22 protein-coding genes and 1 pseudogene are annotated in these 23,724 nt (G+C 42.3%); 5 read left to right on the top strand and 18 right to left on the bottom strand.

All coding sequences use genetic code 11. The annotated features are described in order from the left end of the window. Window positions 1-10: 10 nt before the first annotated feature. From WA352_RS10655 to WA352_RS10630, 6 genes and pseudogenes are all read right to left on the bottom strand, one after another. Complete coding sequence (locus tag WA352_RS10655) at window positions 11-583, bottom strand: cupin domain-containing protein (protein ID WP_336142579.1); 573 nt, start codon at window positions 581-583, stop codon at window positions 11-13. Next, window positions 499-891: pseudogene (locus tag WA352_RS10650) on the bottom strand (VOC family protein); the annotation flags it as partial. The gene WA352_RS10655 and the pseudogene WA352_RS10650, both read right to left, overlap by 85 nt. A gap of 11 nt (window positions 892-902) precedes the next feature. Beyond that, on the bottom strand, window positions 903-1,667 hold the full coding sequence (locus tag WA352_RS10645) for an SDR family oxidoreductase (protein ID WP_336142576.1): 765 nt from the start codon (window positions 1,665-1,667) through the stop codon (window positions 903-905). Next, on the bottom strand, window positions 1,660-2,727 hold the full coding sequence (locus WA352_RS10640) for an aromatic ring-hydroxylating dioxygenase subunit alpha (RefSeq protein WP_336142573.1): 1,068 nt from the start codon (window positions 2,725-2,727) through the stop codon (window positions 1,660-1,662). Before WA352_RS10640 ends, WA352_RS10645 begins: the two co-directional genes overlap by 8 nt. Before the next feature lie 17 nt (window positions 2,728-2,744). After that, window positions 2,745-3,044, bottom strand: a complete 300-nt coding sequence (locus tag WA352_RS10635; RefSeq protein WP_336142571.1) for a recombinase-like helix-turn-helix domain-containing protein — start codon at window positions 3,042-3,044, stop codon at window positions 2,745-2,747. A 25-nt stretch (window positions 3,045-3,069) separates the two neighbouring features. Next, a complete protein-coding gene (locus tag WA352_RS10630) occupies window positions 3,070-3,375 on the bottom strand; it encodes a non-heme iron oxygenase ferredoxin subunit (protein ID WP_004808056.1) in 306 nt (101 codons plus the stop codon). Between the two features lie 267 nt (window positions 3,376-3,642). On the opposite strand from WA352_RS10630, the gene WA352_RS10625 reads away from it, so the two are divergent. Further along, a complete protein-coding gene (locus WA352_RS10625) occupies window positions 3,643-4,455 on the top strand; it encodes an IclR family transcriptional regulator (RefSeq protein WP_336142570.1) in 813 nt (270 codons plus the stop codon). Window positions 4,456-4,509: 54 nt separating this feature from the next. Here the strand turns inward: WA352_RS10625 and WA352_RS10620 are convergent, their stop codons facing one another. From WA352_RS10620 to WA352_RS10610, 3 genes are all read right to left on the bottom strand, one after another. Beyond that, window positions 4,510-5,319 carry an SDR family NAD(P)-dependent oxidoreductase gene (locus tag WA352_RS10620; protein ID WP_336142569.1) on the bottom strand — a complete coding sequence of 270 codons (810 nt, stop codon included), beginning with the start codon at window positions 5,317-5,319 and terminating at the stop codon, window positions 4,510-4,512. Window positions 5,320-5,438: 119 nt separating this feature from the next. Continuing rightward, window positions 5,439-5,894, bottom strand: a complete 456-nt coding sequence (locus WA352_RS10615; RefSeq protein ID WP_336142567.1) for an SRPBCC family protein — start codon at window positions 5,892-5,894, stop codon at window positions 5,439-5,441. A gap of 258 nt (window positions 5,895-6,152) precedes the next feature. After that, entirely contained in the window at window positions 6,153-6,425 is a 273-nt protein-coding gene (locus WA352_RS10610) for a hypothetical protein (RefSeq protein ID WP_005316498.1), read from the bottom strand. A 630-nt stretch (window positions 6,426-7,055) separates the two neighbouring features. Here WA352_RS10610 and aguA (WA352_RS10605) point away from each other — a divergent pair. The 3 genes from aguA (WA352_RS10605) to WA352_RS10595 are packed head-to-tail and all read left to right on the top strand — an operon-like array spanning window position 7,056 to window position 8,825. Next, a complete protein-coding gene (gene aguA / locus WA352_RS10605; protein ID WP_336142564.1) occupies window positions 7,056-8,147 on the top strand; it encodes an agmatine deiminase in 1,092 nt (363 codons plus the stop codon). 51 nt (window positions 8,148-8,198) lie between these two features. After that, a complete protein-coding gene (locus tag WA352_RS10600) occupies window positions 8,199-8,507 on the top strand; it encodes a DMT family transporter (RefSeq protein ID WP_336142563.1) in 309 nt (102 codons plus the stop codon). 3 nt (window positions 8,508-8,510) lie between these two features. After that, entirely contained in the window at window positions 8,511-8,825 is a 315-nt protein-coding gene (locus tag WA352_RS10595) for a DMT family transporter (RefSeq protein WP_016163282.1), read from the top strand. A gap of 60 nt (window positions 8,826-8,885) precedes the next feature. On the opposite strand, the gene aguA (WA352_RS10590) is transcribed toward WA352_RS10595, so the two are convergent. From aguA (WA352_RS10590) to WA352_RS10550, 9 genes are all read right to left on the bottom strand, one after another. Beyond that, complete coding sequence (gene aguA / locus WA352_RS10590) at window positions 8,886-9,971, bottom strand: agmatine deiminase (RefSeq protein WP_336142559.1); 1,086 nt, start codon at window positions 9,969-9,971, stop codon at window positions 8,886-8,888. Window positions 9,972-10,028: 57 nt separating this feature from the next. Beyond that, window positions 10,029-11,357, bottom strand: a complete 1,329-nt coding sequence (locus tag WA352_RS10585; protein WP_336142557.1) for an APC family permease — start codon at window positions 11,355-11,357, stop codon at window positions 10,029-10,031. Between the two features lie 116 nt (window positions 11,358-11,473). Then, window positions 11,474-12,889 (bottom strand): aldehyde dehydrogenase family protein, encoded by a 1,416-nt coding sequence (locus WA352_RS10580; RefSeq protein ID WP_336142556.1) that lies wholly within the window; start codon window positions 12,887-12,889, stop codon window positions 11,474-11,476. Window positions 12,890-13,093: 204 nt separating this feature from the next. Beyond that, window positions 13,094-14,494, bottom strand: coding sequence for an aminotransferase (locus WA352_RS10575; protein ID WP_004808078.1), 1,401 nt, complete (start codon window positions 14,492-14,494; stop codon window positions 13,094-13,096). A gap of 76 nt (window positions 14,495-14,570) precedes the next feature. After that, the gene (locus tag WA352_RS10570; RefSeq protein ID WP_336142554.1) at window positions 14,571-15,830 is read right to left on the bottom strand and encodes a Zn-dependent hydrolase; all 1,260 of its coding nucleotides are present in this window, start codon (window positions 15,828-15,830) and stop codon (window positions 14,571-14,573) included. Between the two features lie 469 nt (window positions 15,831-16,299). Further along, on the bottom strand, window positions 16,300-17,055 hold the full coding sequence (locus WA352_RS10565; RefSeq protein WP_336142552.1) for a TorF family putative porin: 756 nt from the start codon (window positions 17,053-17,055) through the stop codon (window positions 16,300-16,302). Between the two features lie 194 nt (window positions 17,056-17,249). Then, window positions 17,250-18,965 (bottom strand): amidohydrolase, encoded by a 1,716-nt coding sequence (locus WA352_RS10560; RefSeq protein WP_336142550.1) that lies wholly within the window; start codon window positions 18,963-18,965, stop codon window positions 17,250-17,252. Window positions 18,966-19,214: 249 nt separating this feature from the next. Then, the gene (locus WA352_RS10555; RefSeq protein WP_336142546.1) at window positions 19,215-20,663 is read right to left on the bottom strand and encodes an NAD-dependent succinate-semialdehyde dehydrogenase; all 1,449 of its coding nucleotides are present in this window, start codon (window positions 20,661-20,663) and stop codon (window positions 19,215-19,217) included. Then, window positions 20,660-21,970 (bottom strand): 4-aminobutyrate--2-oxoglutarate transaminase, encoded by a 1,311-nt coding sequence (locus WA352_RS10550; protein WP_336142544.1) that lies wholly within the window; start codon window positions 21,968-21,970, stop codon window positions 20,660-20,662. Before WA352_RS10550 ends, WA352_RS10555 begins: the two co-directional genes overlap by 4 nt. Before the next feature lie 161 nt (window positions 21,971-22,131). Between WA352_RS10550 and pdxR the strand changes: the two genes are divergently transcribed. Next, complete coding sequence (gene pdxR, locus WA352_RS10545) at window positions 22,132-23,640, top strand: MocR-like pyridoxine biosynthesis transcription factor PdxR (RefSeq protein ID WP_336142542.1); 1,509 nt, start codon at window positions 22,132-22,134, stop codon at window positions 23,638-23,640. The last annotated feature ends 84 nt before the right edge of the window (window positions 23,641-23,724 follow it).

Here is a 23,724-nt window from a genome sequence, read left to right as displayed (position 1 = left end):
ATCAATCGGATTAACGTTTGATTTGAGACAATGGATGCTCAGGTGGATAGTTCGGAATGGTTGGTTTACCAGCACCCAACATCACACACATCAAGGCATCTTCCTGACCCGGATTGAACAGACCGCGATAAATACCCGGTGGAATCGAAATCAGATCACGCTCTTTCAGTCTGGTCTCAAATTTCTCCCCGTTATGTTCAATGAACAGATCAATCTCGCCACGCAACATGAAAAATACTTCTTCAACGTCGTGATGAATATGCAAAGGTCCTTCGCACTGAGCTGGGAGTACCATGGTTGAAAAGGTGAAGTTTTCTGCTGGAACCGTATTGCCATCATTGACCACACCTGTTGCACCTGTACCCATATAACGCATTTGTGCACGACGATATTTTGGGTCGTAGTCCGCTTGGAACTTCAAAGCATCGAAATCATATTTACGTGTTTCAAAGCGTGCGATCCGTGTATTCAACCAGTCTTGTAAATTTGTACCTTCAGGTTGTGTCCATGATTCGAATTGTTGAGTAGATCTTGGGTAAAACTCTTTTGAAAACGAATGGTCATACCATTCGGATCTAGACACTGCACCATGTCTATCGTGGCCTGATAACCTTCAACGTTATTTAAAGCCAATGCTAAATTTGCCAAATCTTGTGTTGTATCATCTAGCCCCCAAGTCACTTCACGTAAAGTTGAACCTGATTCAATGGCTTTTGGTAAACGATGATCATCACAATCAAATAAGTAAATCTTGCTGCCATTTTGTGTTTGGTAGAGATCAGTCCCTTCGATATCTGACTGGCTTTGCTTGAGGCCAAAATCGGCCAGAAACTTATTCGAAGCAACTCTGTCTTCAACCCCAAACTTTAAAATCTCGATCCCTGTAATCATAAAATTACTCCTTAATTAAAGACAAAACCGCCATTTACTGGAATATTCTGTCCTGTCACAAATGAGGACAAATCCGACAATAAATATAAAGCTGTTCCGTTCAAATCCTGTGGTAATTGCTGACGTTGAATCGCACGACCATTGACATATAAATCATGACGTTGTTGCGGCACATAAGCCGTTGCTTCAACGAGGGTTAAGCCTGGTGACAGCGTGTTAATACAGATATTGAATTGGCCAAGCTCTCTGGCCATAGAGCGCGTCATTGCGGTTAGGGCACCTTTGCTTGCCACATAGGCCATCAAATTCGGCGCGCCCCATAAAGCAGTATCTGAAGCGACATTGATGATTTTACCTGCCTGAGATAGCTTGAGATAAGGCACCGCTGCCTTGGTCACCAACCATGTGCCTTTAACATTGATGTTCATGACACGGTCCCAAAGATCGGCGTCATAATCCAGCATGCTTTTGCCACCCACATTGGTTGCCAGTGCCGCACAATTCACTAAACCATCCATTCCGCCCATGCGCTCAGCTGCTTGCTGAACTGCTTGCTGGATCGAGTCAGCATTTGCCAGATCAATGTTTACCGCATCGACCTTTAAGCCTTGTGCTTGCAAAGTAGCAGCTTCTTCTTGTACCAGATCAGTCAAGATATCAGCCATGACCACTTGAGCGCCTGCTTCCGCAATCGCTTGTGCAAAGTCTCGACCCAAGCCTCTTGCCGCACCTGTGACAAGGACTTTTTTGTCCTGTAACAATGCGACATTAACCATGAACTTCTTCCTGCATTTCAATACGGTTTGAGCTATTGAGTGCTGCAATTTTCTTTAACTGTTTTTCCGCTTCTTTTTTCATTAAACGGCGTAAACGAGAGAGTCCGACATCATGTTGATAAAGGAATTCGTGTTGACGGGCATTCGGTGCAAGATTTTCTAAAATAATGCGATCTTGCTCCAATACATCCCAATGCAATTTTTCTAAATGGTTACGGTAAAGGAAGCGCCACACATTACGTTGCCAGCCACTGACTTTACGACAGCGCCAGAAAAATACACGGGTATTGTTGGCATCAATTGGTGTGGCATAACCGACAATCCAGAATTCGCCACCTGGGCCAAAATCCTTGCGATATGGAATCGAAAGACGTAACCAGCTTGCGCCAGTATTGGCATATTCAACCCAGTCAAAATTCACACCGACTTGGCCTTCTTTTTCAAAAATAAAACCATTTGGGGTCGAACGGTGTTTCATTTCCGCCGTACGGTCGCCTTCTGCCATTGAGTGTGATGTGCAATGCAAATAGCTACCGTGCATTGGGTCCATCACATTATCAATCGCGTACTGATGATTCACTTTCCAGTCCGCCTGACATAAGAATGAACTCCATTCTTCACTTGCCAGTTGTTCAGGAAAATCTAGCGGCTTAGGCGCTTCATTGGCATCAATCCCAAACCACATGAAAATTGCACCATGCTGCTCAATCACAGGATAGCTTTTGACACATGACGTGCCTTTCATTGGACAGTCATGTACCGCAGGCACATCTTCCACCACGCCATCATGACGGACTTCAACCCCGTGATACCAGCAAGCCACACGATTGCCCAAATTCCAACCTAAAGAAAGACGTGCTCCACGATGCGGGCAGCGATCTTCCAAAGCATGAACCTGACCTTCCGCATCACGCCAAACCACGATATTTTCACCTAAACGGGTAATACCGACTGGATTTGCAGCCACTTCCCAGCTTGCTAACACAGGATGCCATTGGTCACGTAAACCTAAATCTAAATACTCTTCTACACTTGGAGTAACTGATACTGCTGCGTTCATCACTATTCTTCCTTGAATTAATAACCTAAACGTTGCATTTCTTCTGAGAAGGTTTCAGAAGTCCAAAGCTCACCAGATTCACAACGGAAGCCTTGTTGATTTAAAGACTGCACTAAATCACCAAGTTCTGTTACACCTGCTGCAAAGGCTTTAATTAAGTACTGAACAAAATCTTGCTCATAGGCCGTTGGCACTTTATACCGTGTCTGCCAAACCAGAAGCTCTGCCTGACCTGGTATCTGAATATTGTTAATCCCTGCTTCAGTCGCTGGCGTGGCATGAATCCAGTTCGCTAGCTTCTTATTAAATGTTTCCATGAGATTCCATCCTTATAAATAAGACTTATAGTTGAATTTGAACGTCCTGCCCTTCAACACGTACTGGATAGGTGCACAAATCACGGCATCCTGGTCCACTCTTCAACTCACCTGTCTGGATATCAAAGATCGCCTCATGCAATGGGCATTCCACTGTTTGATCTTCGATAAAGCCTTCTGTTAACAAGGCAAAGGCATGTGGGCAAACATTCTCGATGGCAAAGTAATGATCATCGATGAAAAATACGCCAATTTTCTTACCGTCGACTTCAATGGCTTTCGGCTCGTCTTCGGTCACGTCGTCTTGCTGACAAACTGAGATCCAACTCATCCTTGCATCCTCATTTGTTTTATATATAAAACAATATTTTATATAACAAACTTTAATAAAGAATACTCCGATGCTGTTTTTTATGTCAAACAATATAAATCTTTAAAAATCATTAATTTGATATTTATTACACATTCTTTTACGTTTTACTTAGGAAATTTTGTTTCATATATAAAACTATCTTTTCGTTATGCTTTGCAGTTAGAATAGAATTCTAAGAGAATTAAATTTTTATGATTTGCGTTTTTTTGTAGGAAAATTAAACTGATGAATTCAAGTATTGAAACAGACTCTCAAGAATCTGAACTGACAAAAAATGATGATCGCTATTTAGTCCCTGGCTTAGTGCGGGGCTTGGCAATTTTGCAAGCCTTTAATCAACAAACCCAAGAAATGACCATTACTGAAATTGCCGAAGTTCTCGATGTCAACCGTTCCAGTGCCTTTCGACTGATCTACACACTAGAATCATGCGGCTTTCTACGCAAAGCGTCACAAAAGACCTATGCACTTGATTCAAAAGTCATGGAGCTCGGCTTTAATAGTTTGTCTAAACAATCCTTATTAGATTTAGCTACACCATTGATGAAAGAACTGCGTGATCAAACCCAACTGGCGGTGCATTTATCCATTCTGGAAGGCACGCATATTGTCTTTATCAATAACATTCAATCCAATGGGACCTTCACCAGTAATATTGGGCTCGGCACACGCTGGCCCGCACATGCCACCGTGATTGGGCAAATGATGTTGGCAGATCTCAGCGAAACGGAAATTCGTGATCGTTATAAAAACTTTAATCAATGGGATACATTCTCAGAACTCACCCCTAAAAACCTCAAGGAGCTGTTACAACGCCTCAGTTTTGTCAGAACCCAACGTTCCATGGTCAGTTGGGGACATTACAATCATGATATGGCGGCCTGTGCTGCACCGATTTTTAAACAATCTACCCATCAAATGGCGGCGGTACTCTCTGTCAGTTGCCCATTAGGCAGTTATGATGAACATTATTTTAGAAATGAAATCGCTGAAACAGTGATTCAGAGTGCAGATAAGATTTCTAAATTTATCTATTAAGGGATAACAAAAAAGCAGCTTTAGCTGCTTTTTTAGATTTTTAGACTTCAATCATCAGGCTTGATCTGTCTTTAATTTATTTTTTAAACGTTTGTCCATTGCATCGAATAAAGGACGCGACAAATTCATCATCCATGTAGGTACGGTATTCAATATCGCATTGGCAACCAAACCTGTTTTACTGCTAACCCGATAGGATTTTTCTTGAATCGCTTTCACAATCCAGCCCGCAGCAGCAGGTGTGTCTAACATTTTCATGTGTTTGTAGATTGCGGTCTTGGATGACATTGGCGTTCTGACCATTGGAAAATACACAATACTGACGTCAATGCCTTTGCCTTTCAGTTCCATGGATAATGAACGGGAAAAAGACTCGAGTGCAGATTTACTCGCGAGATAAGCCGAGAACAACGGAATTGGTACTTGAGTGGACATGGTCGATATATTCACAATATGCCCTGCGCCATTGGCCAAAAAATGCGGCAATAAACCCAGCGTCAAATTCACTGCTGCAAAATAATTAATTTGCATGGTACGTGTGTAGTCATGTAGACGATCAAGCGATTCAAGAATCGGACGGCGAATGGAACGGGCTGCATTATTCACCAAAACATCAATGTTCTGATGTTCGGCTAGAATCTGTGTAATACAACTTTGTGCTTGTTCTACATTAGTCAAATCAGCCTGATAAATAAAGACTCGTCCACCTTGAGCCTGAATGCCGGTTTGAATTCTTTGCAATTCATCTAAACGACGCGCAATCAGACAAACTGTAGCCCCTGCTTGCGCCAGTTGTATGGCAGCCTGTTCACCAATCCCACTTGAAGCACCCGTAATAATGATGGTCTTTTCCATTACATCCATTGCTTTCTCCTTGATCAGAATACCATTTCAAATCTGTCGATTTACTTATCCTACAGTAGCTGTAACCTATCGCGATCAAACTTATGTTGTTTTCTATTTTTTATCAGCTACTCACTTGGCTATAAGGCCTTAATTTGAAACTGGTTAATTTTAGCTGCAATTTTCTTTAGCCCATGGTTTGCCGATGTCTGCAACTGCATCAAGGTTATTTCTGTAAGGAATGGGACTTTGCTCTCTAACCAGATGGTATAGGTCAAATGGGTACGTCCATCTGATTCTTCAAACTCCAATCGCCCCAAATGATAATTGAACAAGCAATTCTTTAGCATTTGATATTCAATCATCTGATTGGGCAAACTCTGCGTGATTTCTTCTTGAATCGGTTTAAATACCCCGAGGCCCATCTTTCGTATTGAACCCACACCATCTGTATTGTGATCATCCGTAGAAGCTTTAATCACAACCGATTGTAGCGGCCATAAAACCGTATTAAAGGTTCGATGTTTTGAAAAAAGATGAAAAATAAGGTCTACTGGTGCATTAAAGCTTTGTTTCATTACAACAAATTTGGGCATTCGACATCATCCTTCTCATCGTCTCACCCGAAAATTATGTAATATAAAACCAGCTTCACTCAGAATTAAATCAAAACCTGAATAGTGCTATATAACTGCTTATTGATATAAATTTCGGGACTACTTTCCTGAGCATTATATAGACTGCCGATGATTTATCTTGACGCTGCGTCTTTAATTTGACTTTCTGTGCCAATTTCTATCCCTATAAAATGCATAAAAACCATAATTTTAGCTAAAATAAAGCCAATAAAGTACTTAACATTCACACGTGCCAAACATGTTGTAGACAAAATATACAGGTGCATCTTCTGGATAGACATCGCTGTCTTTAATCATGAATAAAACGCCTTCACTCAGTATGATCAAAACATCTTGATTACGGCTGACAACGCTCCCTTTGCTTATTATTTTGTTGTACTTACCGATATTATTAGCATCATGTATAAAAAAAACTTTTCGTCCTGACTTAATACTACTTGGAATAACTTTCTTATATAAACCACAATTCTTACACACCCATTTCTTCACTATCAATTCTCATGAACAAAAGGAAGATCATATTAAAAATTACCCGCCTTAAGTGGACATAAAAAACCTAATAAATTAACAATACAGTCTTTTCTTTATACGATAAAACACGCTAAATATCTAACCAACAAATTAAACATAAAATAAAAACAGATTAGGACAAAATTATAAATTTATTTTAGAGTTAAATATAAAACTTAAATTTATCTCATGATATATAACATAGAACATCTAATCCTATTCAAACGGGAATTTACCATATAATGAGCTTGGATGACTGATGAATCGTTTTTATTCTACACATCATGCATATATACACTCTCTATCGTTTCGTCTCTATAGCCGAATATTCCCTCATACCCTGCATATTAGCGAGATAAAAATAGTTCTAGTTTCTTCATTTTCTATACATTTTAGGTCATTTATTCATAAGTTATTTTGCATTACTTAGAAAACAAACTCTGTTTTTATGCTTATTCGAACTCACGACAAATCATTCATATCTTTATTTATTTTATTTTTAAATTCTCTTTAAATCGACAATTTAACCAGCATTTAAACCTTGAGATTTCAAAAAAACTGATAGCTCCTTTATTTAACATTCAAAATATCTGAACTAATATCGGATCAATGAAACCTGATATGAAGTTTAAGCACATGAAAAATCATATGTATAAAATGCCCGCTGAATGGACGCCACAACAATGTGTTTGGATGATTTGGCCTTATCGTACAGATAACTGGAGACAAGGTGCATTGCCTGCACAGCAAGCCTTTGCCAAAGTCGCTGAAGCGATTTCTAAAACCACACCGGTATTTATGGCGGTTCCCCATGCTGAAATGAATAAAGCAAAAGCCACGATTCCCGCCCATGTCACCTTAGTTGAAATTGAAAGTGATGATGCGTGGATGAGAGATACCGGACCAACCATCGTGAAAGATCCAGCAGACAATAACGTCGCTGTTGATTGGGTCTTTAATGCATGGGGTGGTGAAAATGGTGGCTTGTATGATAATTGGGATAAAGATCTTGAGGTTGCCAGTCAGGTCGCCCAGTTTCATTCCATCCCATTACATCAGTCTGGCATGGTCTTAGAAGGTGGTGCCATTCATGTCGATGGTGAAGGAACATTATTAACAACCAAAGAGTGTCTACTCCACCCCAATCGTAATCCAGAAATGACGCAAGCGCAGATTGAGCATGAACTTTCCACCTTACTCGGTATTAAGAAATTCATTTGGTTGCCATTGGGTGTGTATAACGATGAGACCGATGGGCATATCGACAACATGTGTTGCTTTGTCCGTCCGGGCGAAGTGGCACTACACTGGACAGATGATCAGAATGATCCACAATATGCAAGTTCAAGACAGGCATTAGACATTCTCGAATCCGTTACTGATGCAAAAGGCAGAAAACTGAAGGTATGGAAATTACCCGCGCCAGGACCTTTGTATGCCAGTGAAAATGAAACCATTGATGTTGAAAAAGGCAATGCCATTGAACGTTTTGAAGGTAATCGTCTAGCGGGATCATATGTGAATTATCTGATCAGTAATCAGCAGATTATCTTTCCCTTACTGGATGAAAGAACCGATGATCAAGCTTATATTTTGTTCCACAAAATGTATCCTGATTATCAAATTACTGGCGTTCCCGCGAGAGAAATCTTATTAGGTGGCGGCAATATTCACTGTATTACCCAACAAATTCCCAAATAGCATCTGCATAGATTGCTTTTTTGTTTATTAATCTACTTACGGTTAGTTCTTATGGCTTGGTTATATTTATTCATTGCGAGTTCATTCGAAATACTTTGGGCCATTGGCCTGAAGTATTCTCGAAACTTATTTGAATGGTCATTTACGGTTTTCTTTATTGTCGGAAGTTTCCTATTTTTATTCCTAGCAGCAAAAAAAATGAAGCCCTCTTATGCCTATGTATTTTTTGTTGTTCTTGGAACCTTAGGAACTTTTCTATTTGACACTTATGTTATTGAGAATCCAGTCAATTTTATTTCCGCGATTGCAATTGTGATGATCATTATTGGTGTGGTCAAATTAAAACAGATCGGAGACTAAAGCATGAGCTGGCTATTGTTAATTGCATCTGGGATATTAGAAATATTTGTCGTGAAAAGTATTCGTGACCTGATTCATAAAAAATACCGAACTGCGATTCCACTCTACATTGTGTCACTTTCAGCTTCGCTGTTTTTATTACATATGGCGATGAAAAACATTGATGTTTCAATTTCTTATGCCGTTTATACAGGTATCGGTGTGATCGGTACCATTTTAATGGGCATTTTCTTTTGGGGTGAACGAAAAAGCGTGGAAAAGTTTTTTTATGTTGGTGTCATTGTCACGGGTGTCATTACCTTAAAACTTGCCAGTTAAAAACCGTTTAGATTCCTCCTGACAGCGATATAGCACCTATATCGCTGTCTTTGCTAAAATTTATGCTGGGATTTGCTGGGTAATACAGTGAATATTGCCACCGCCTAATAAAATCTCACGTGCAGGAACACCCGTAATTAAATAATCAGGATACATCTGCTGGAATAAGGCTTTAGCTTCCTCATCGGTGCGTTCATCCAGTAAAGGGAAAATGATCTGTTGATTACTGATCAGATAATTCACATATGAGCCCGCTAGACGATTACCTTCAAAACGTTCAATGGCATTGCCTTTTTCAACATCAATGGTTTCATTTTCACTGGCATATAAAGGTCCTGGTGATGGTAACTTCCATACTTTTAAACTTCGTCCTTGTGCGTCTTTGCTATTTTCCAGCACCGTTAATGCCGCGACAGATCGTGCATATTGTGGGTCTTGAAGATCATCTGTCCAATGTAACGCAACTTCACCAGGGCGCACGAAACAGCACATATTATCGACATGCCCATCAGTTTCATCATTGAATACCCCTTCAGGTAACCAGATAAATTGGCTTACACCAAGACATTCTTTGAGGGTATTTTCAATTTCAGTCTGCGTCAGATCTGGATTTCGGTTTGGATTAAGCAAACACTCTGAGGTCGTCAATAATGTCCCTTCACCATCGACATGAATCGCACCACCTTCCAAAATGAGAGAGGTCGAATAGGTTTCAAGATCATGTCGTGCTGAAATCTGCTGAGCGATCAATTGATCTTGATCCCATGGAAAGTATAAGCCACCATTTTCGCCGCCCCACGCATTAAACACCCAACTAATCCCTTTTCGTTCTCCCTTAGCATTCTTGACAATACTTGGCCCCGTATCACGCGTCCACGCATCATCACTTTCCATTTCAACCAATGTCACTTGCACTGGCATCGTTTGACGGGCTTTATCCATTTCAGCAGAGGGTACTGCCATAAACACGGGGGTGGTTTGAGCAATTGCCGCAGCAACTTGAGCGAAAGCCTGTTGAGCGGGTTGTCCATTGGCGCGCCAGTTATCGGTACGATAAGGCCAAATCATCCACACCGCTTCTTGAGGCGACCATTCACCCGGCATCTGAAAACCATCTTGCTTTGGTGTATTCATTGTTTGTTGCATATCCTGTTTTTCCACAACTTTTAAATCCTTAGAAATATTTTTTAACTGAGTAAACCTTCAGGTGGTTGCACCAAAGGAAATCGGCTGCTTTCTCAATTTCTTATAAAGTAAAAGCAAAACACCTGTGGCTAACCATATTCCGCCAAACTCCAAAGCTGATTTTTCGAGATGTAACCACAACCCTAATAAACACAGCACCGAAGCCAATGGCAGCAATAAATTGAAGAAAATATTTTTAAATCCAGCCCGTTCTTTGCGAATCACGAAAAATTTCATAAATACCGAAAAGTTCACCATGGTAAAGGCAATCAAGGCACCAAAACTCACCAGACTGACGACTGTTGCTAAGTCCACGACAATCGCGAGCAACGAAATCATGCCGACAAAAAAGATCGAATATAAAGGTGTGCCTAATCGAGCATTCACGGAACCAAAAACTTTTTGGTTAAATACCCCATCTCGGCCCATGATATACAGCAACCGCGATGCGCTGGCATGCGAGGCCAAACCTGATGCAAAAGCATTCATGATTTGTACAGTTAATAAGGCAGACTGGAAGAATACCCCACCGACATAGAGTGCAATTTCAGGTAAAGCTTCATCTGGATTTTTAAACTGTTCCAGTGAAGGGAAAGACAATTGCACAAACCAAGACACCGTAATAAAGATAATCCCGCCCAATAAGGTGGTGAGTATGATTGCGCGCGGAATGGTCTTGGTTGGGTTCTTGCTTTCATGCGCTAAGGTAGAAACAGCATCAAAACCTAAATATGAGAAACAAACCAGTGAGACACCTGTCAGTAAGGTTAGATATTCAGGATTGCCATTCAATAGTGGTGTGAGCGTCACCACACTGCCATAGCCGTGAGAATTACCAATGCCTGTGACCACCAAAAAGATAAACACCAGCATCATGGCAACCGTGGCCAGAATAAAGATGAAACTAAAATTGGCGAGAATATTGATGCGGAAACTATTAATTAAGGTTAACAGCCCCACCATGATGAGCACCCATCCGGTATAGGAGATATCAGGCATCAATGCATTCAGATAGAAAGATGCCAATAGCACATTGACCAGCGGGATCAGCAGATAATCAATCAGTGAACACCAGCCCACAAAAAAGCCCGCAGTCTTGCCACAGGTATCTGTTGTATAGGTATAAGCAGATCCAGACTTGGGTGACAATTTACTGAATCGTGCATAACTGAAAGCGGTTAACAGCATTGCAATCAACGCCAAAACATAGGCCAGTGGGACACGTCCTTCTGTCACTCTGGAAATAATACCAAAGGTATCAAATACCGTTGCGGGCGCCATATAAGCCACACCAATGACAACGACTTGCCAAAGTGAAAGCCCTTTCCGATTATTATCGCTTTCCATGCATATTTCTCCTACATCAATGCAAACTCTTATTTAGTGCATTGTTTTTTTCACCGAGTCGGCGTTGTATTGAAAAGAGAAGTCCCTTTCTCGATCCAATAACCTGTTTAAAATGGTTAAATCGTAATGACGTTTTCCTCTAAATAACTTTGAATGCCAGACTCACCGAGTTCACGCCCAATGCCACTCTTTTTAAAACCACCCCACAATGAGCCTGGCTGAATCATCTGGAATGAATTGATCCAGATGTGGCCTGAACGCAAGCGTTTAGCAATTTTTTTACCGTGCTCCACAGAACCTGTCATGATGGTTGCAGCTAAACCAAACTCAGAATCATTGGCTAAGCGCACAGCCTCATCCTCGGTTGCAAAACTACGGCAACACATCACAGGACCAAAAATTTCTTCTTTCCACAGTCGACTCTCAGTAGGCACATCAATAAAAACGTGTGGCTGAATAAAGAAACCTTTGCTCGGTAAAGTAATTTGATTCAGATCAATCAAGGATTGCAGTTGCTCTTGCTGCGCTATGCCTAAGTATTCATGCACTTTATTGAATTGCTTTTGCGTGGTCATCGGCCCCATCGCTAAGGGTCCGGTAAGATCCGCGCCAAGCTGCATCGACTCTACGGCGACTTTCAATTTTCGGTAGAAAGGTTCGGCAATTGATTGATGCACCAATAAGCGTGATGTCGCTGAACACATTTGACCGCTGTTATAGAACATGCCACCCAATGCTTTATCGACTGCTTCATCTAAATCAGCATCTTCCAGAATTAAAATCGGTGATTTTCCACCGAGTTCCAAAGTCACACGTTTGACAGAGGGCGCGGCAGCCTGCATCACATGAATTCCAACTTCAGTGCTGCCCGTAAAGGAGACTTTTTGCACATCCGCATGCACCACCAAATGTTGTGCTGCGACAGCATCCCCAAGAATCAGGTTAAACACCCCTTGTGGAAACTGGATTTGATCTAAAATTTCAGTAAAGGCATATTCAGGTAAAGGCACCAGTTCAGAGGGTTTAAAAACAATGCTACAACCTGCTGCTAAAGCAGGTGCAATTTTCCATGCGCTAGTGATTAACGGAAAATTCCACGGCGTAATTAATGCAACCACGCCCACAGGGTTCTGTTGATGGGTGAGTTCAGTCCCATCCTCGCATTGCGTGGTTTGACTAAACGCCATGCTCTGCACTAAATCTGCATAATAGCGATAGCACTTGATACTATTTTCAACATCCACCTGCGCTTGTTCAGATGACTTGCCATTATTTCGATGCGAAAGTTCAATCAGGCGAGTTTTCTCAGTGTCAAGCTGGTCAGCGATTTTGTTTAACCATTCTGCTCGTTGTTGAGGTGTAGTCATACTCCAAGTATCAAGCGCCTGATTCGCAGCAGCAACAGCCGCATCAACATCTTGTGTAGAAGCAGCGGTATAATCCAAAATCTGCGCTTCATTATTCGGGTTGATGACTGCAATCTGTGCTGTACCTGTGGTTGCCTGCCACTTTCCATTGATATAATTCTTCATCTGCTTACTCGCCTTCAGGTGATACATCTGCTTTAATCTTTATGATTGCCATTATTTCAGTGCAACTTAAAACGGTATCGACCTTAATTACTCAGCCATTTCGGTCCATGTCTTTTGTTTCACCTCAGCCTGTTGAGGTTGAGGAGCTCAACTCACCCCTTAAGGCAAGTTGAAACTAGGGGAAATAAACACTGATTTTTCAGCTTATAGATGCCCTTCGGCTTTAAGCTCTTGAATGGTATTTTGAATTGCATGACGCAACGTCTTCACTGCAAAATCAACTTGCTCACGGGTCAAGATCAGTGGTGGAGACAACACATTCATGTGACCGACTGGACGCACGATCAGACCTAATTTTTGACAATGATTGGCAATACGTTTTCCAACACCTACCGAACGATCGAAGAGTTCTTTGGTTTGTTTATTACGCAAGTTTTCAATACACATCATGAATTTTTTGCCACGTACTTCACCGACGATTTCAAGATCAGCCAAAGTTTTTAACTGTTCCTCAAAATAAGCGCCCATGTCTTGCACATGCTCACAAATATTTTCTTTTTCAATGATTTCAATATTTTTCAGTGCAGCAACACAGCTCACTGGATGACCTGAATAAGTGAAACCATGGGTTAACAGACCACCTTCATGGTGTGGCTTGCTGATCGCATCATAAATTTCATCAGAGATAATGGTTGCGCCTAATGGCAAGTAACCTGAAGACAAGCCTTTGGCACAAGTAATGATGTCTGGAACGATGCCAAATACCGCCTCTGAAGCAAACATATGCCCCAAACGACCAAATGCAGTCACCACTTCATCAGACACATACAACACGTTGTACTTTTTACACACGGCTAAGGTCTTGGCATGGTAGCCTTCTGGTGGAACAATCACCCCGCCTGCACCCATAATTGGCTCAGCAAAGAATGCTGCAACGTTATCTGGGCCTAACTCCAGAATCGTATCTTCCAGTTCCTGCACTTTTTCATTACAGAAATCTTCCATTGATTGAGATTCAGGCTTACGGTATGGGTTCGGGCATGAAACGTGATGGACTAATTGATTGTGAATCTCAAAACCAACATGATCAGCTTCAATCCCTGTTAACGTCATACTGATATAAGTACTGCCGTGATAAGCATCCTTACGTGCAATCAGTTTTTTCTTAGATGGCTTGCCAATTTGATAAAAATAATGATGAATCAAACGCACAGCGGTATCATTGGCAACCGAACCACCACAACCATAGAACACATGGTTTAAGTTACCCGGTGCTAACTCTGCCAGTTTGGCAGCCAACTTCGCTGCTGGCGCAGTGGTTTGATGTCCAAATGGAGAGTAATAAGGCAATTGCATAATTTGTTCAGCAACCGCATCTGCAATTTCTTTACGTCCATAGCCGACATTGACACACCATAAGCCACCGATACCATCTAGGTATTTATTGCCATGTGCATCATAGACATAGACATTTTCGCCTTTAGACATAATTAAAGAGCCTTCGTCTTTAAATGTCGAAAAATCTGTCCATGGGTGAATCACATGGTCTTTATCTTTTTGCCAGATATCTTGAATATCAATTTCTACTGGTAATTTAGAGTTCATCGTTGTCCGTCCTCAATATTCGCAGTACTTCTTTTAGAAGCCTGCATTTCCTACATTTTGCTCTTGGCTATAATCGTTAAATGGTTGCTGCATGCGCTGATGAAGCTTGAGCAGCATGTTGTTTGTCATAATTTAGAATGGCATTCAGCAATACATCAGCACCTTGTGCAGCGTCATTCGCATAAATGTCTTCTGCTTCGTTATGGCTGAGTCCATTGATACATGGAATAAAAATCATGGTCGTCGGGCAGTGTTTGGCAATGTTGATTGCATCATGGCCTGCGCCGCTGACAATGGTCTGATTGCTATATCCCAAACTGTCCACAGCATCTTGTACAGTTGCAACACAAGTACGATCAAAATAAGTCGCTGGGCTTAACCAATGTTGTGAAATGCTGATCTCTAAATCTCGTTGTGCTGCGAGGGAATGCAATAGCTGATGCGTTGCTTGTTCCATCGCTTTGAGCTGGGCATCATCTGGATTACGTAAGTCAATGGTCCACTGGATTTGACCAGGAATGGTATTACGTGACGAATTCGCGACCTGCATTTCACCAAAAGTCACCAAACCTTCTGGGAATTGCTCCAAAATGCATTGCTCTAAAGCCACAATCATTTCAGCAGTCCCGACCATGGTGTCTTTACGCAGATTCATTGGCGTAGTGCCTGCGTGTGCAGCACGACCTTTGGTTTCAACATCCAGCCAGAGAATCGCTTGTCCACCCGTCACCACACCAATCGAAATCTCATTTTTTTCCAGTACAGGGCCTTGCTCGATATGCGCTTCGTAATAGGCTTGGAATGGACGAGCCAATGGGTAATTGCCAAGTTGTCCTGTACGCACCAGTTCCGAAAAAACGGAAACACCTTGCTTATCTGTGCTGTCATAAATTTGTTGCTTGGGAATAACACCCGCGAAAGCCGCTGAACCCATCATCGCTGGGGTAAAACGTGCACCCTCTTCATTCATCCAAACCACAAGCTCAAATGGATGTTCCGTACTTATTTTTTCTTCGGCTAAACGCTGTAAAACCTCCATACCTGCCAGCACGCCATAAATTCCATCAAAGCGACCGCCTTTAGGTTGTGTATCAAGATGACTCCCCATCACTATCGGTAACGCACTTTCATTTCGACCCGCACGGCGTAAAATCAGATTTCCGACTTCATCATAATGAACTGAAAGATTGATTTTTTCTGCCCATTCCAGCAGTAAGGCTCGACCTGCAATATCTTCATCACTGAGTGCTAAACGGGTATTGCCACCCTGATCAGTCGCACCAATTTTTGCCATCTCCATGAGCATCTGCCACAACCGTTCTGCATTCACTCTCATTGTCTTATACATCCTTTTTTAAATATCTTTTGGAGTCTTCCTCTATATCTTCCACTTTGATAAATAATTCAAGAAAAGACGAGTACCAATTTCAGCACTGCTTTAGGAACCAATTTCACAGCGACTCAGTAAAACTTTAAAAAGCATTATTTTTCAATTAAATAAACAACACAAAAAAGAATAAAATTATATTTTTTAAAGTGCTCAATTGCCTATTATTAAACCACTGTAAATCAGCTTTAAATTTGAATTGGCTCCTACCCTTATTTTTCTGTTTTATAGGTAAAACATGTTGGTCTTATTAGGTGGAAAAATATGATGATGACTTTATTATTTTCTCTTCTCATCATAATAAAAAAAGCCTCAGGTCTATGCTAAAAAAAAGATGAGTTCATCTATATTTTCAAAACATTGGACCTAAGGCTGTTTATTTTACAGAAGTAGATTTTATAAATCTTAAAGTGATCAATTAGAATGTTCTCGTCAAGCTAAACACCACAGTTGAATCGGCATTTTTCAAGGCCTTATTCACATTGCCATCGGCATAATACAGATCAAAAATAAAATCTTGATAGTTAAAATCGACGCCTATTTTATAATCATAAAAATGTTTCTTTTCATCAGTCGCCCACAATAATTCATAGGCCTCGTTACTTGAGAACTGGTTATAGGCAGCCTGTGCATAAGCATGCCATTGGTCAGCAACAGGATAGCGATAACCGACCTCATAACGCAGCATCTTCCCTGTTTCTAGGGTGTAGTCTGGTGAATAATAAAATGAGAGATTCAGTTGATCTTGTTGATTCAATAGCCCTGATGCAAACAACCCAATTGAATACTCCTCAAAATCAACCCGTGGTAAGGTTTTATCTTCACCGGGGTAATTGACATCCAAATATTGGAGATTCAACTTTAAATGATCATTGAATTGGTAATCATAGCCAAGGTAATAGTCGAACTCGACACTGCTACCGATATCGAGTTGTATATTCGAGGCAAAAAGCTGTGCGTATAAACCTGAATCATGATCTGCTCTTAAAGTCCCCTGAACAGCAGGCTTACCCTGCGTCTGGGTTGTGCCGCGCCAGTAGTATTCCGTTAGAAATGCCAGCGAACCACTCACAGCAAACTGATCCTTAAACGCTTTAGGTTCTGCGGCTTGCACATTGATTGTTGAAAATATTGCTGATGTGAAAATCCCTAGCAGCACTGTATTTTTTATCATTCACTTATTCCATTAGTACATGATTATTCTTGAATTTTCATTGTCTTTAATTTTGAAATAAAACCGAGAACCAATTTAAATAAAAATATAGGAACCATTTATTTTTTAAGCAAAATGCGTTTAGCCATGATTTAAAATCAAGTCGCTAAAAATAAAAAAAAAGCCCGCAGGCTTTTTTTATTTCACTCAATTTATTATTTACTGTTCAGCTTGCCGTCATAAACTTTTTCACCCGCAAACCAAGTTTGAGCCACTTTCCAATCCTTAATGTCTTTATTTAATGGCGTTTGCAAAGCCCCTTGTAAAACCACAAAATCTGCCCACTTTCCTACACTAATACTGCCAATTTCATTGCCCCAGCCTGCAACATTGGCGGGTGCTTGGGTATAGGCATACAAGGCTTCATCTAAACTCAAGGCATTATCGCTATAACGGGTCTTGCCGTTATATTCGCGGAACACGACATCACTTAACTGTAGCATTGGATTTTCAGGGGCCGTTGGCCAGTCGCTGCCCAACACCATCGATGCACCACTACTCAATAACGACTGCCAAGCATAGCTATACGGCATTCGTGCTTCACCGAGACGCGACTCCTGATAATTACCAGCAATCGCATGGTCTGGCTGCATGGAAGCAACAACGCCTAATTCAGCAAAACGAGGAATTGCCGTTTTAGTGGTAACTTCAATATGTTCAATCCGATTCAGCAGTTGGCGATGTTTCGGGCTGTTTTCAATCGCATTCAATGCCATATCTACACTTTTATCACCGATGGCATGGATCGCCACAGGAAAGCCCACGTCATTGGCATTTTTCACGATATCATTCAATTTTGGTTGTGAGGTAATGGGCTCGATGTTGAAATGGTGTCGATCAGCATAAGGTTCATTCAGTGCAGCGGTATAGCTCATTAGCGTACCATCAACAAAATATTTCATATAACCAAAACGAAACTGCGGCCCTTTCTGCCACTGCTGCTCTTTTTGGATAAAACGTTGATTCAGTTGATCCCGTTGTTTGGCATAGCTTTGCAGTTGTGCCAGCGTTGCCTGATCTTCCCCAGCCATTAATCCAAAACGAATACGCATCGGTAACTGTTTCTGTGACTCAAGTAAAGCAGGATATACCGTAGCGAGTTCAGCCCACATATCATGTACGGAGGTTATTCCCAAGCTGTTAAAATGAGCAACGATTTTTTCAACCACTGGGATTGCGGCTTTGCCTGAGAGTAATGCTTTTGTATATTGCGGGCTGGCTAAGATCAGTTGATTGGCTGCCGTTTCTTTAAAGATTCCTGTCGGCTCGCCTGTTTGTGGATCTTTAACAATCTCGCCGCCTTCTGGTGCTTTGGTATTTTTATCGATTCCCAGCAATTGCATCGCCTTGCTGTTTACCCAAACGGTATGATAATCAATATCCTGTAACACCACAGGTCGATCAGGCACAATTGCATCCAGCTCCTGACGTGTTGGCATACGATTGTCCTTCATGGCGCTAACATCCCAACGCCCACCGACCAACCACGCATCTTTCGCAAGTTCTTTATCTCGTTTGGCAATCAATTTAAACCATTCTTGCCGATCGGTGATCCCAAATAGATCCACACCTTCCCAAAGTTCCAGACCACCTAATAAATGAGTATGTGCATCGGTCAAACCAGGTAGGACTGTTTTGCCTTGGGCATCAATCACCTGTGTTTTTGGACTTGCCATATTTTGAATAAAGGCATTATTACCAACAGCCAGAAACTTGCCATCTTTAATTGCAAATGCTTGTGCTTTCGGTTTGGCTGGATTTGAAGTTCGGATATCTGCATTCATCACAATGATATCCGCTTGTGGTGTTTGTGCCTGAGTCCCGAAGGTCATCATACAAACGCTGAGTCCTAACCATAATTTCTTTTTCATAAGTCCGTTATTCCATTATCCATATTTATTTTTGCACTTTTCATTGTCTGTGATTTTTGAATAAAACCGAGAACCAATTTGGTTGAAAACATAGGTACCATTTAAATAAGCATGAAAATCGAGATGCAATAGATCTCAAAAATTACCCCGCATTTTCAATACAAAAAGCACCTCATCGCTGAAGTGCTTGAATGGATAAAAAGGTCTGAAGAAAGGAGTACGCTCGTTCAGACCATCAACCATTTTCAATTAAGAAATATCGACACACATATATTTCAGTTCCAGATATTCCTCAATCCCAAATTGTGAACCTTCACGACCTAAGCCGGACTGTTTAATTCCACCAAAAGGTGCAACCTCATTGGAAATCAGTCCTGTATTCACACCGACCATACCATATTGCAGTGCTTCACCTACCCGCCATTGGCGTGCCATGTCTTGGGTAAAAATATAACTCGCCAAGCCAAACTCCGTATCATTGGCCATTGCAACCGCCTCAGCTTCATCATTAAAGCGGAATAACGGCGCTAATGGACCAAAGGTTTCTTCTTTGGCAACTTTCATCTGCTGAGTAACATCTCTTAAGATGGTCGGTTCAAAGAAGGTTTTCCCCAAGGCATGCGCTTGGCCACCGATAACAACCGAAGCACCCTGACTCACCGCATCGGCAATATGTGATTGCACTTTTTCAACTGCGTCTTGATCAATCAATGGCCCCTGCGTCACCCCTTCTTCACGTCCATCGCCGACACGAAGTTGCTGTTCAACGGCGATTTTTAAGCGCTCACAAATCGCATCATAAATCCCGTCCTGAACATAGATACGGTTGGCACAGACACAGGTTTGTCCGCTGTTACGGAACTTGCTGACCATAATGCCCTGCACCGCGCGCTCAACATCTGCATCATCAAAAATAATTACAGGGGCATTACCACCCAGCTCTAAAGAAAGCTTTTTGATGGTCGGTGCACATTGTTTCATCAAAATACGACCAACATCGGTTGAACCTGTAAAGCTGAGTTTACGAACCGTATCACTTGCACATAAAGTTTGCCCGACAGCCACCGCATCACCACTGATCAAAATAAATAGATCAGCAGGTAAACCTGCCTGCTCTGCCAGTACCGCCAAAGCATAGGCAGTTAACGGAGTCTGTTCCGCTGGTTTGACCAACATCGAACATCCCGCAGCCAAAGCAGGTGCAATTTTGCGAGTGATCATTGCGGCTGGGAAATTCCACGGCGTAATCGCTGCGGTCACTCCAATCGCTTGCTTAAGTACAATCAAACGCTGTTGCGATTGGACAGGTGTTAACACGGAACCATCGACACGACGCGCCTGCTCTGCAAACCAACGAATGAACGAAGCAGCATAAGTAATTTCGCCACGTGCTTCTGCCAGTGATTTTCCTTGTTCTGCGGTTAAGATTTGTGCCAAAGCTTCACGCTGTTGCAAAATCAGCTGATACCACACCAGTAGAATATCAGCACGTACCAAAGCAGTCTGCTGCTGCCATTGAGCTTGAGCGATGGCTGAACGCGCAATCGCGGCTTCAACGTCGGCTGGGTCAGATGCTTTGACCCAAGCCAAAGCTTGTCCTGTCGCCGCATCATCCACTACAAAATAATGTTCAGTTGGCGCCGCATCAAAACGAATATCTGGATGCTTTAATAGAGCCTGCAAGTTGAGATCAATCATGCTTCAGCTCCTGCGAGCTTTTGTAAAGCAGGTTGTTGCGCTGCAATTGCATCTTGAATAATCACCAGCGCTTGATTGAACTGAACCACAGGAATCGTCAATGGATATAAGAAACGAATCACGTTGCCATGCTTGCCACAGGTTAAAAGCAACAAGCCCTGCTCCATGGCATATTGCTGAATGGCTTTCGCCACTTCTGGTTTCGGTTGCCCCGTGACATGATCACCAAACTCAACCGCCACCATCGAACCCAATGCACGAATATCAATAATATCATTTGAATATTTTTGTGCCGCTTTGAGCATTTCTACTAATTCATCACCGAGTACATTGGCACGTTCACATAACTGTTCATCTTCAATCACATCGATCACGGCATTGGCTGCGGCAATGGCAAGTGGGTTACCCGCATAAGTACCGCCTAAACCGCCTGGGTTCGGTGCATCCATCACCTCAGCACGACCGACCACACCCGACAGTGGAAAACCACCACCCAAGCTTTTTGCCATGGTAATCAAATCTGCTTTGACTGGATAATGCTGCATCGCAAACAGCTGCCCAGTGCGCGCAAAACCGGTTTGTACTTCATCTGCAATTAACAAAATACCGTGTTCATCACAAATCTTGCGCAGTTGCTGCATAAACTCAACTGGTGCAACATTAAATCCGCCTTCACCTTGTACAGGCTCTAGCACAATTGCAGCCACATCATGTGCCGCAATATCTTCACTAAAAATTTCTTCCAGGCTAATCAAGGCATCATTCACAGAGATTCCTTTAGACGCCACTGGATAACGGGCATGGAATACGCCTGCGGTCATGACACCAAAGTCACGTTTATAAGGGGCTGTTTTGCCTGTCATCGCCATAGTCATAAAAGTACGACCGTGGAAACCACCACCAAAGGTGATAATGCCATGACGACCCGTTGCAGCACGCGCAATCTTCACTGCATTTTCAACAGCTTCAGCGCCTGTGGTAAAAAATGCTGTTTTGGCAGGGCCTTCAATCGGCGCACGGGCATTGATCCGCTCGGCTAAAGACACATAACTTTCATACGGTACAATTTGATAGGCCGTATGGGTAAATTTATTCAGTTGTTCAGCCACTGCTGTGATGACTTTTGGATGGCGATGCCCCGTATTTAAAACTGCAATTCCACCGGCAAAATCAATATATTCGTTTCCTTCCGTATCCCACAAAGTCGCATTGCTCGCACGTTCAGCATACCATTGGCACATCACGCCAACACCGCGTGGGGTTGCTTGCTGTTTACGAGCATTTATTGCAATATGCTTTGCATCCATTTTGTTACCTCTATACGACAAAACAATAATCTTTTTGGGCATTTAAATTGCTTCATGGCAATGTATTGCTGAAACAAGGCTAAAATGCGCTATGGGTACTTAATGTGTACCTTTTATAAGGAATAGACGAGAGCCACTTTTGGACTAAAGGAGAGAGCCAATTGCGTACCCTGTTAGGAGACTACCTGTTACAGCATTTACAACAGGCCAGTGAAGGGACTTTACCCGCTCGGGTTTTTCATTGTTTAAGAGATGCCATTTTGGAAGGCATTCTTGCACCCAATACTCGTCTTCCAGCATCACGTGATTTGGCCAATGAGCTGCACGTTTCACGTAATACCGTGCTCAATGCCTATGAGCAATTACGTGCTGAAGGTTATATTCAAGCGCATACCGGTCGAGGCACTTGGGTCTCAGAGACACTACCTGAAAGTTATATTCAGGTCAGCACTACACCAAGCTATGCTGCTGCAAGCACAGAAGATACAACACGAACGCTTCCTCAGCGTGGGGCGAGTTTGCTGCAACATGCCGCTGCCTCCCCGTATCAGTGGGGTGCCTTTGTCCCCGGTGCGCCTGATGTCACCGAATTTCCACATGCCGAATTTAATCGGATCAAATCGCGTCTCAGTCGCCAGCCTGAAATTGCCAATTTGATCTACAGCAATGCTGGAGGATGTATGGAATTACGCCATGCATTGGCGGATTATTTGCGCATTGCCCGTTCAGTCAATTGTGAAACAGACCAGATTATTATTACCGAAGGTATCCATCAGGCGGTTGATCTGGTGTCACGCGCTTTATGTGATTTAAATGATCATGTCTGGATTGAAAATCCGGGCTATTGGGGTGCCAAGAATATTCTGCGTATCAATGGCCTCAATATTGTTCCAATGCCTGTCGATGCCGAAGGCATTATTCCAGAAGAACATCCAGCTACCCCACCGCGCCTGATTTTCGTCACCCCGTCTCATCAATATCCTTTGGGTTCGCATCTCAGTTTACCTAGACGTAGAAAATTGCTGGATTTGGCTCAACAGCATGGTAGCTGGATTATTGAAGATGACTACGACAGTGAGTTCCGTTTTTCAGGTCAGCCTTATCCATCGTTACAGGGCTTGGAAGACAATCCGCCTGTGATTTATATTGGAACCTTTAGTAAAACTATTTACCCTGCCTTGCGTATTGGCTATATGGTCGTTCCGAAACAACTGGTACAGCCCTTACGCACAATTTCGGCTGAACTGTATCGAGGCGGTCACTTACTCACTCAACGCGCCTTAGCCGAATTTATTCGTGAAGGACATTATGCAGCACATATCCGCCGGATGCGTCTGCTGTATAGTAAAAGACGGAAGTTTCTGATTGAACTGATTCACCGCTATCTCGGCGATGTGTTTGTACATGCGTTTAATCATGATGCTGGACTGCATCTGGTACTCAAATTACCTGATCACGCCAATGATGTTGAAATATCTGCACTGGCACTGTCGCGCGGGGTGAATGTTCGTCCATTGTCACAATATTATTCAGGTGTCGATACCCCAGTTCAATCGGGCCTATTGCTTGGATTTGCCTGTGTGCAAGAACAGGACATGACTTTTGCTTTTAGTATTTTACGTCAATGCTTGATTGAAAATGCTGTTGAGCTTTTTCCACAGAACCGTTGATCACAGTAAAATAGCACTTGGTTTAGAAGGTCTAGGCAACACTCTTGTATGGATTCACACCTCAACCAAGTGACACTGAATCAG

It is taken from the genome of Acinetobacter sp. 102 (assembly GCF_037028485.1).
GTDB classification, from domain to species: Bacteria; Pseudomonadota; Gammaproteobacteria; order Pseudomonadales; family Moraxellaceae; genus Acinetobacter; species Acinetobacter higginsii.
Note: the sequence above shows the minus strand (reverse complement) of the source record. Positions and strands in the feature narration are given on the sequence as shown.

Bases quoted from the DNA above. Each gene is read 5' to 3' on its own strand.
- WA352_RS10620 (WP_336142569.1), bottom strand. From the start codon at position 5,319: ATGGATGTAATGGAAAAGACCATCATTATTACGGGTGCTTCAAGTGGG.
- aguA (WP_336142559.1), bottom strand. From the start codon at position 9,971: ATGCAACAAACAATGAATACACCAAAGCAAGATGGTTTTCAGATGCCG.
- WA352_RS10555 (WP_336142546.1), bottom strand. From the start codon at position 20,663: ATGATTGATCTCAACTTGCAGGCTCTATTAAAGCATCCAGATATTCGT.
- WA352_RS10635 (WP_336142571.1), bottom strand. From the start codon at position 3,044: ATGGAAACATTTAATAAGAAGCTAGCGAACTGGATTCATGCCACGCCA.
- WA352_RS10645 (WP_336142576.1), bottom strand. From the start codon at position 1,667: ATGGTTAATGTCGCATTGTTACAGGACAAAAAAGTCCTTGTCACAGGT.
- WA352_RS10625 (WP_336142570.1), top strand. From the start codon at position 3,643: ATGAATTCAAGTATTGAAACAGACTCTCAAGAATCTGAACTGACAAAA.
- WA352_RS10565 (WP_336142552.1), bottom strand. From the start codon at position 17,055: ATGATAAAAAATACAGTGCTGCTAGGGATTTTCACATCAGCAATATTT.
- WA352_RS10640 (WP_336142573.1), bottom strand. From the start codon at position 2,727: ATGAACGCAGCAGTATCAGTTACTCCAAGTGTAGAAGAGTATTTAGAT.
- WA352_RS10550 (WP_336142544.1), bottom strand. From the start codon at position 21,970: ATGGATGCAAAGCATATTGCAATAAATGCTCGTAAACAGCAAGCAACC.
- WA352_RS10600 (WP_336142563.1), top strand. From the start codon at position 8,199: ATGGCTTGGTTATATTTATTCATTGCGAGTTCATTCGAAATACTTTGG.
- WA352_RS10615 (WP_336142567.1), bottom strand. From the start codon at position 5,894: ATGCCCAAATTTGTTGTAATGAAACAAAGCTTTAATGCACCAGTAGAC.
- WA352_RS10630 (WP_004808056.1), bottom strand. From the start codon at position 3,375: ATGAGTTGGATCTCAGTTTGTCAGCAAGACGACGTGACCGAAGACGAG.
- WA352_RS10560 (WP_336142550.1), bottom strand. From the start codon at position 18,965: ATGAAAAAGAAATTATGGTTAGGACTCAGCGTTTGTATGATGACCTTC.
- aguA (WP_336142564.1), top strand. From the start codon at position 7,056: ATGAAACCTGATATGAAGTTTAAGCACATGAAAAATCATATGTATAAA.
- WA352_RS10595 (WP_016163282.1), top strand. From the start codon at position 8,511: ATGAGCTGGCTATTGTTAATTGCATCTGGGATATTAGAAATATTTGTC.
- WA352_RS10570 (WP_336142554.1), bottom strand. From the start codon at position 15,830: ATGAGAGTGAATGCAGAACGGTTGTGGCAGATGCTCATGGAGATGGCA.
- WA352_RS10575 (WP_004808078.1), bottom strand. From the start codon at position 14,494: ATGAACTCTAAATTACCAGTAGAAATTGATATTCAAGATATCTGGCAA.
- WA352_RS10585 (WP_336142557.1), bottom strand. From the start codon at position 11,357: ATGGAAAGCGATAATAATCGGAAAGGGCTTTCACTTTGGCAAGTCGTT.
- WA352_RS10580 (WP_336142556.1), bottom strand. From the start codon at position 12,889: ATGAAGAATTATATCAATGGAAAGTGGCAGGCAACCACAGGTACAGCA.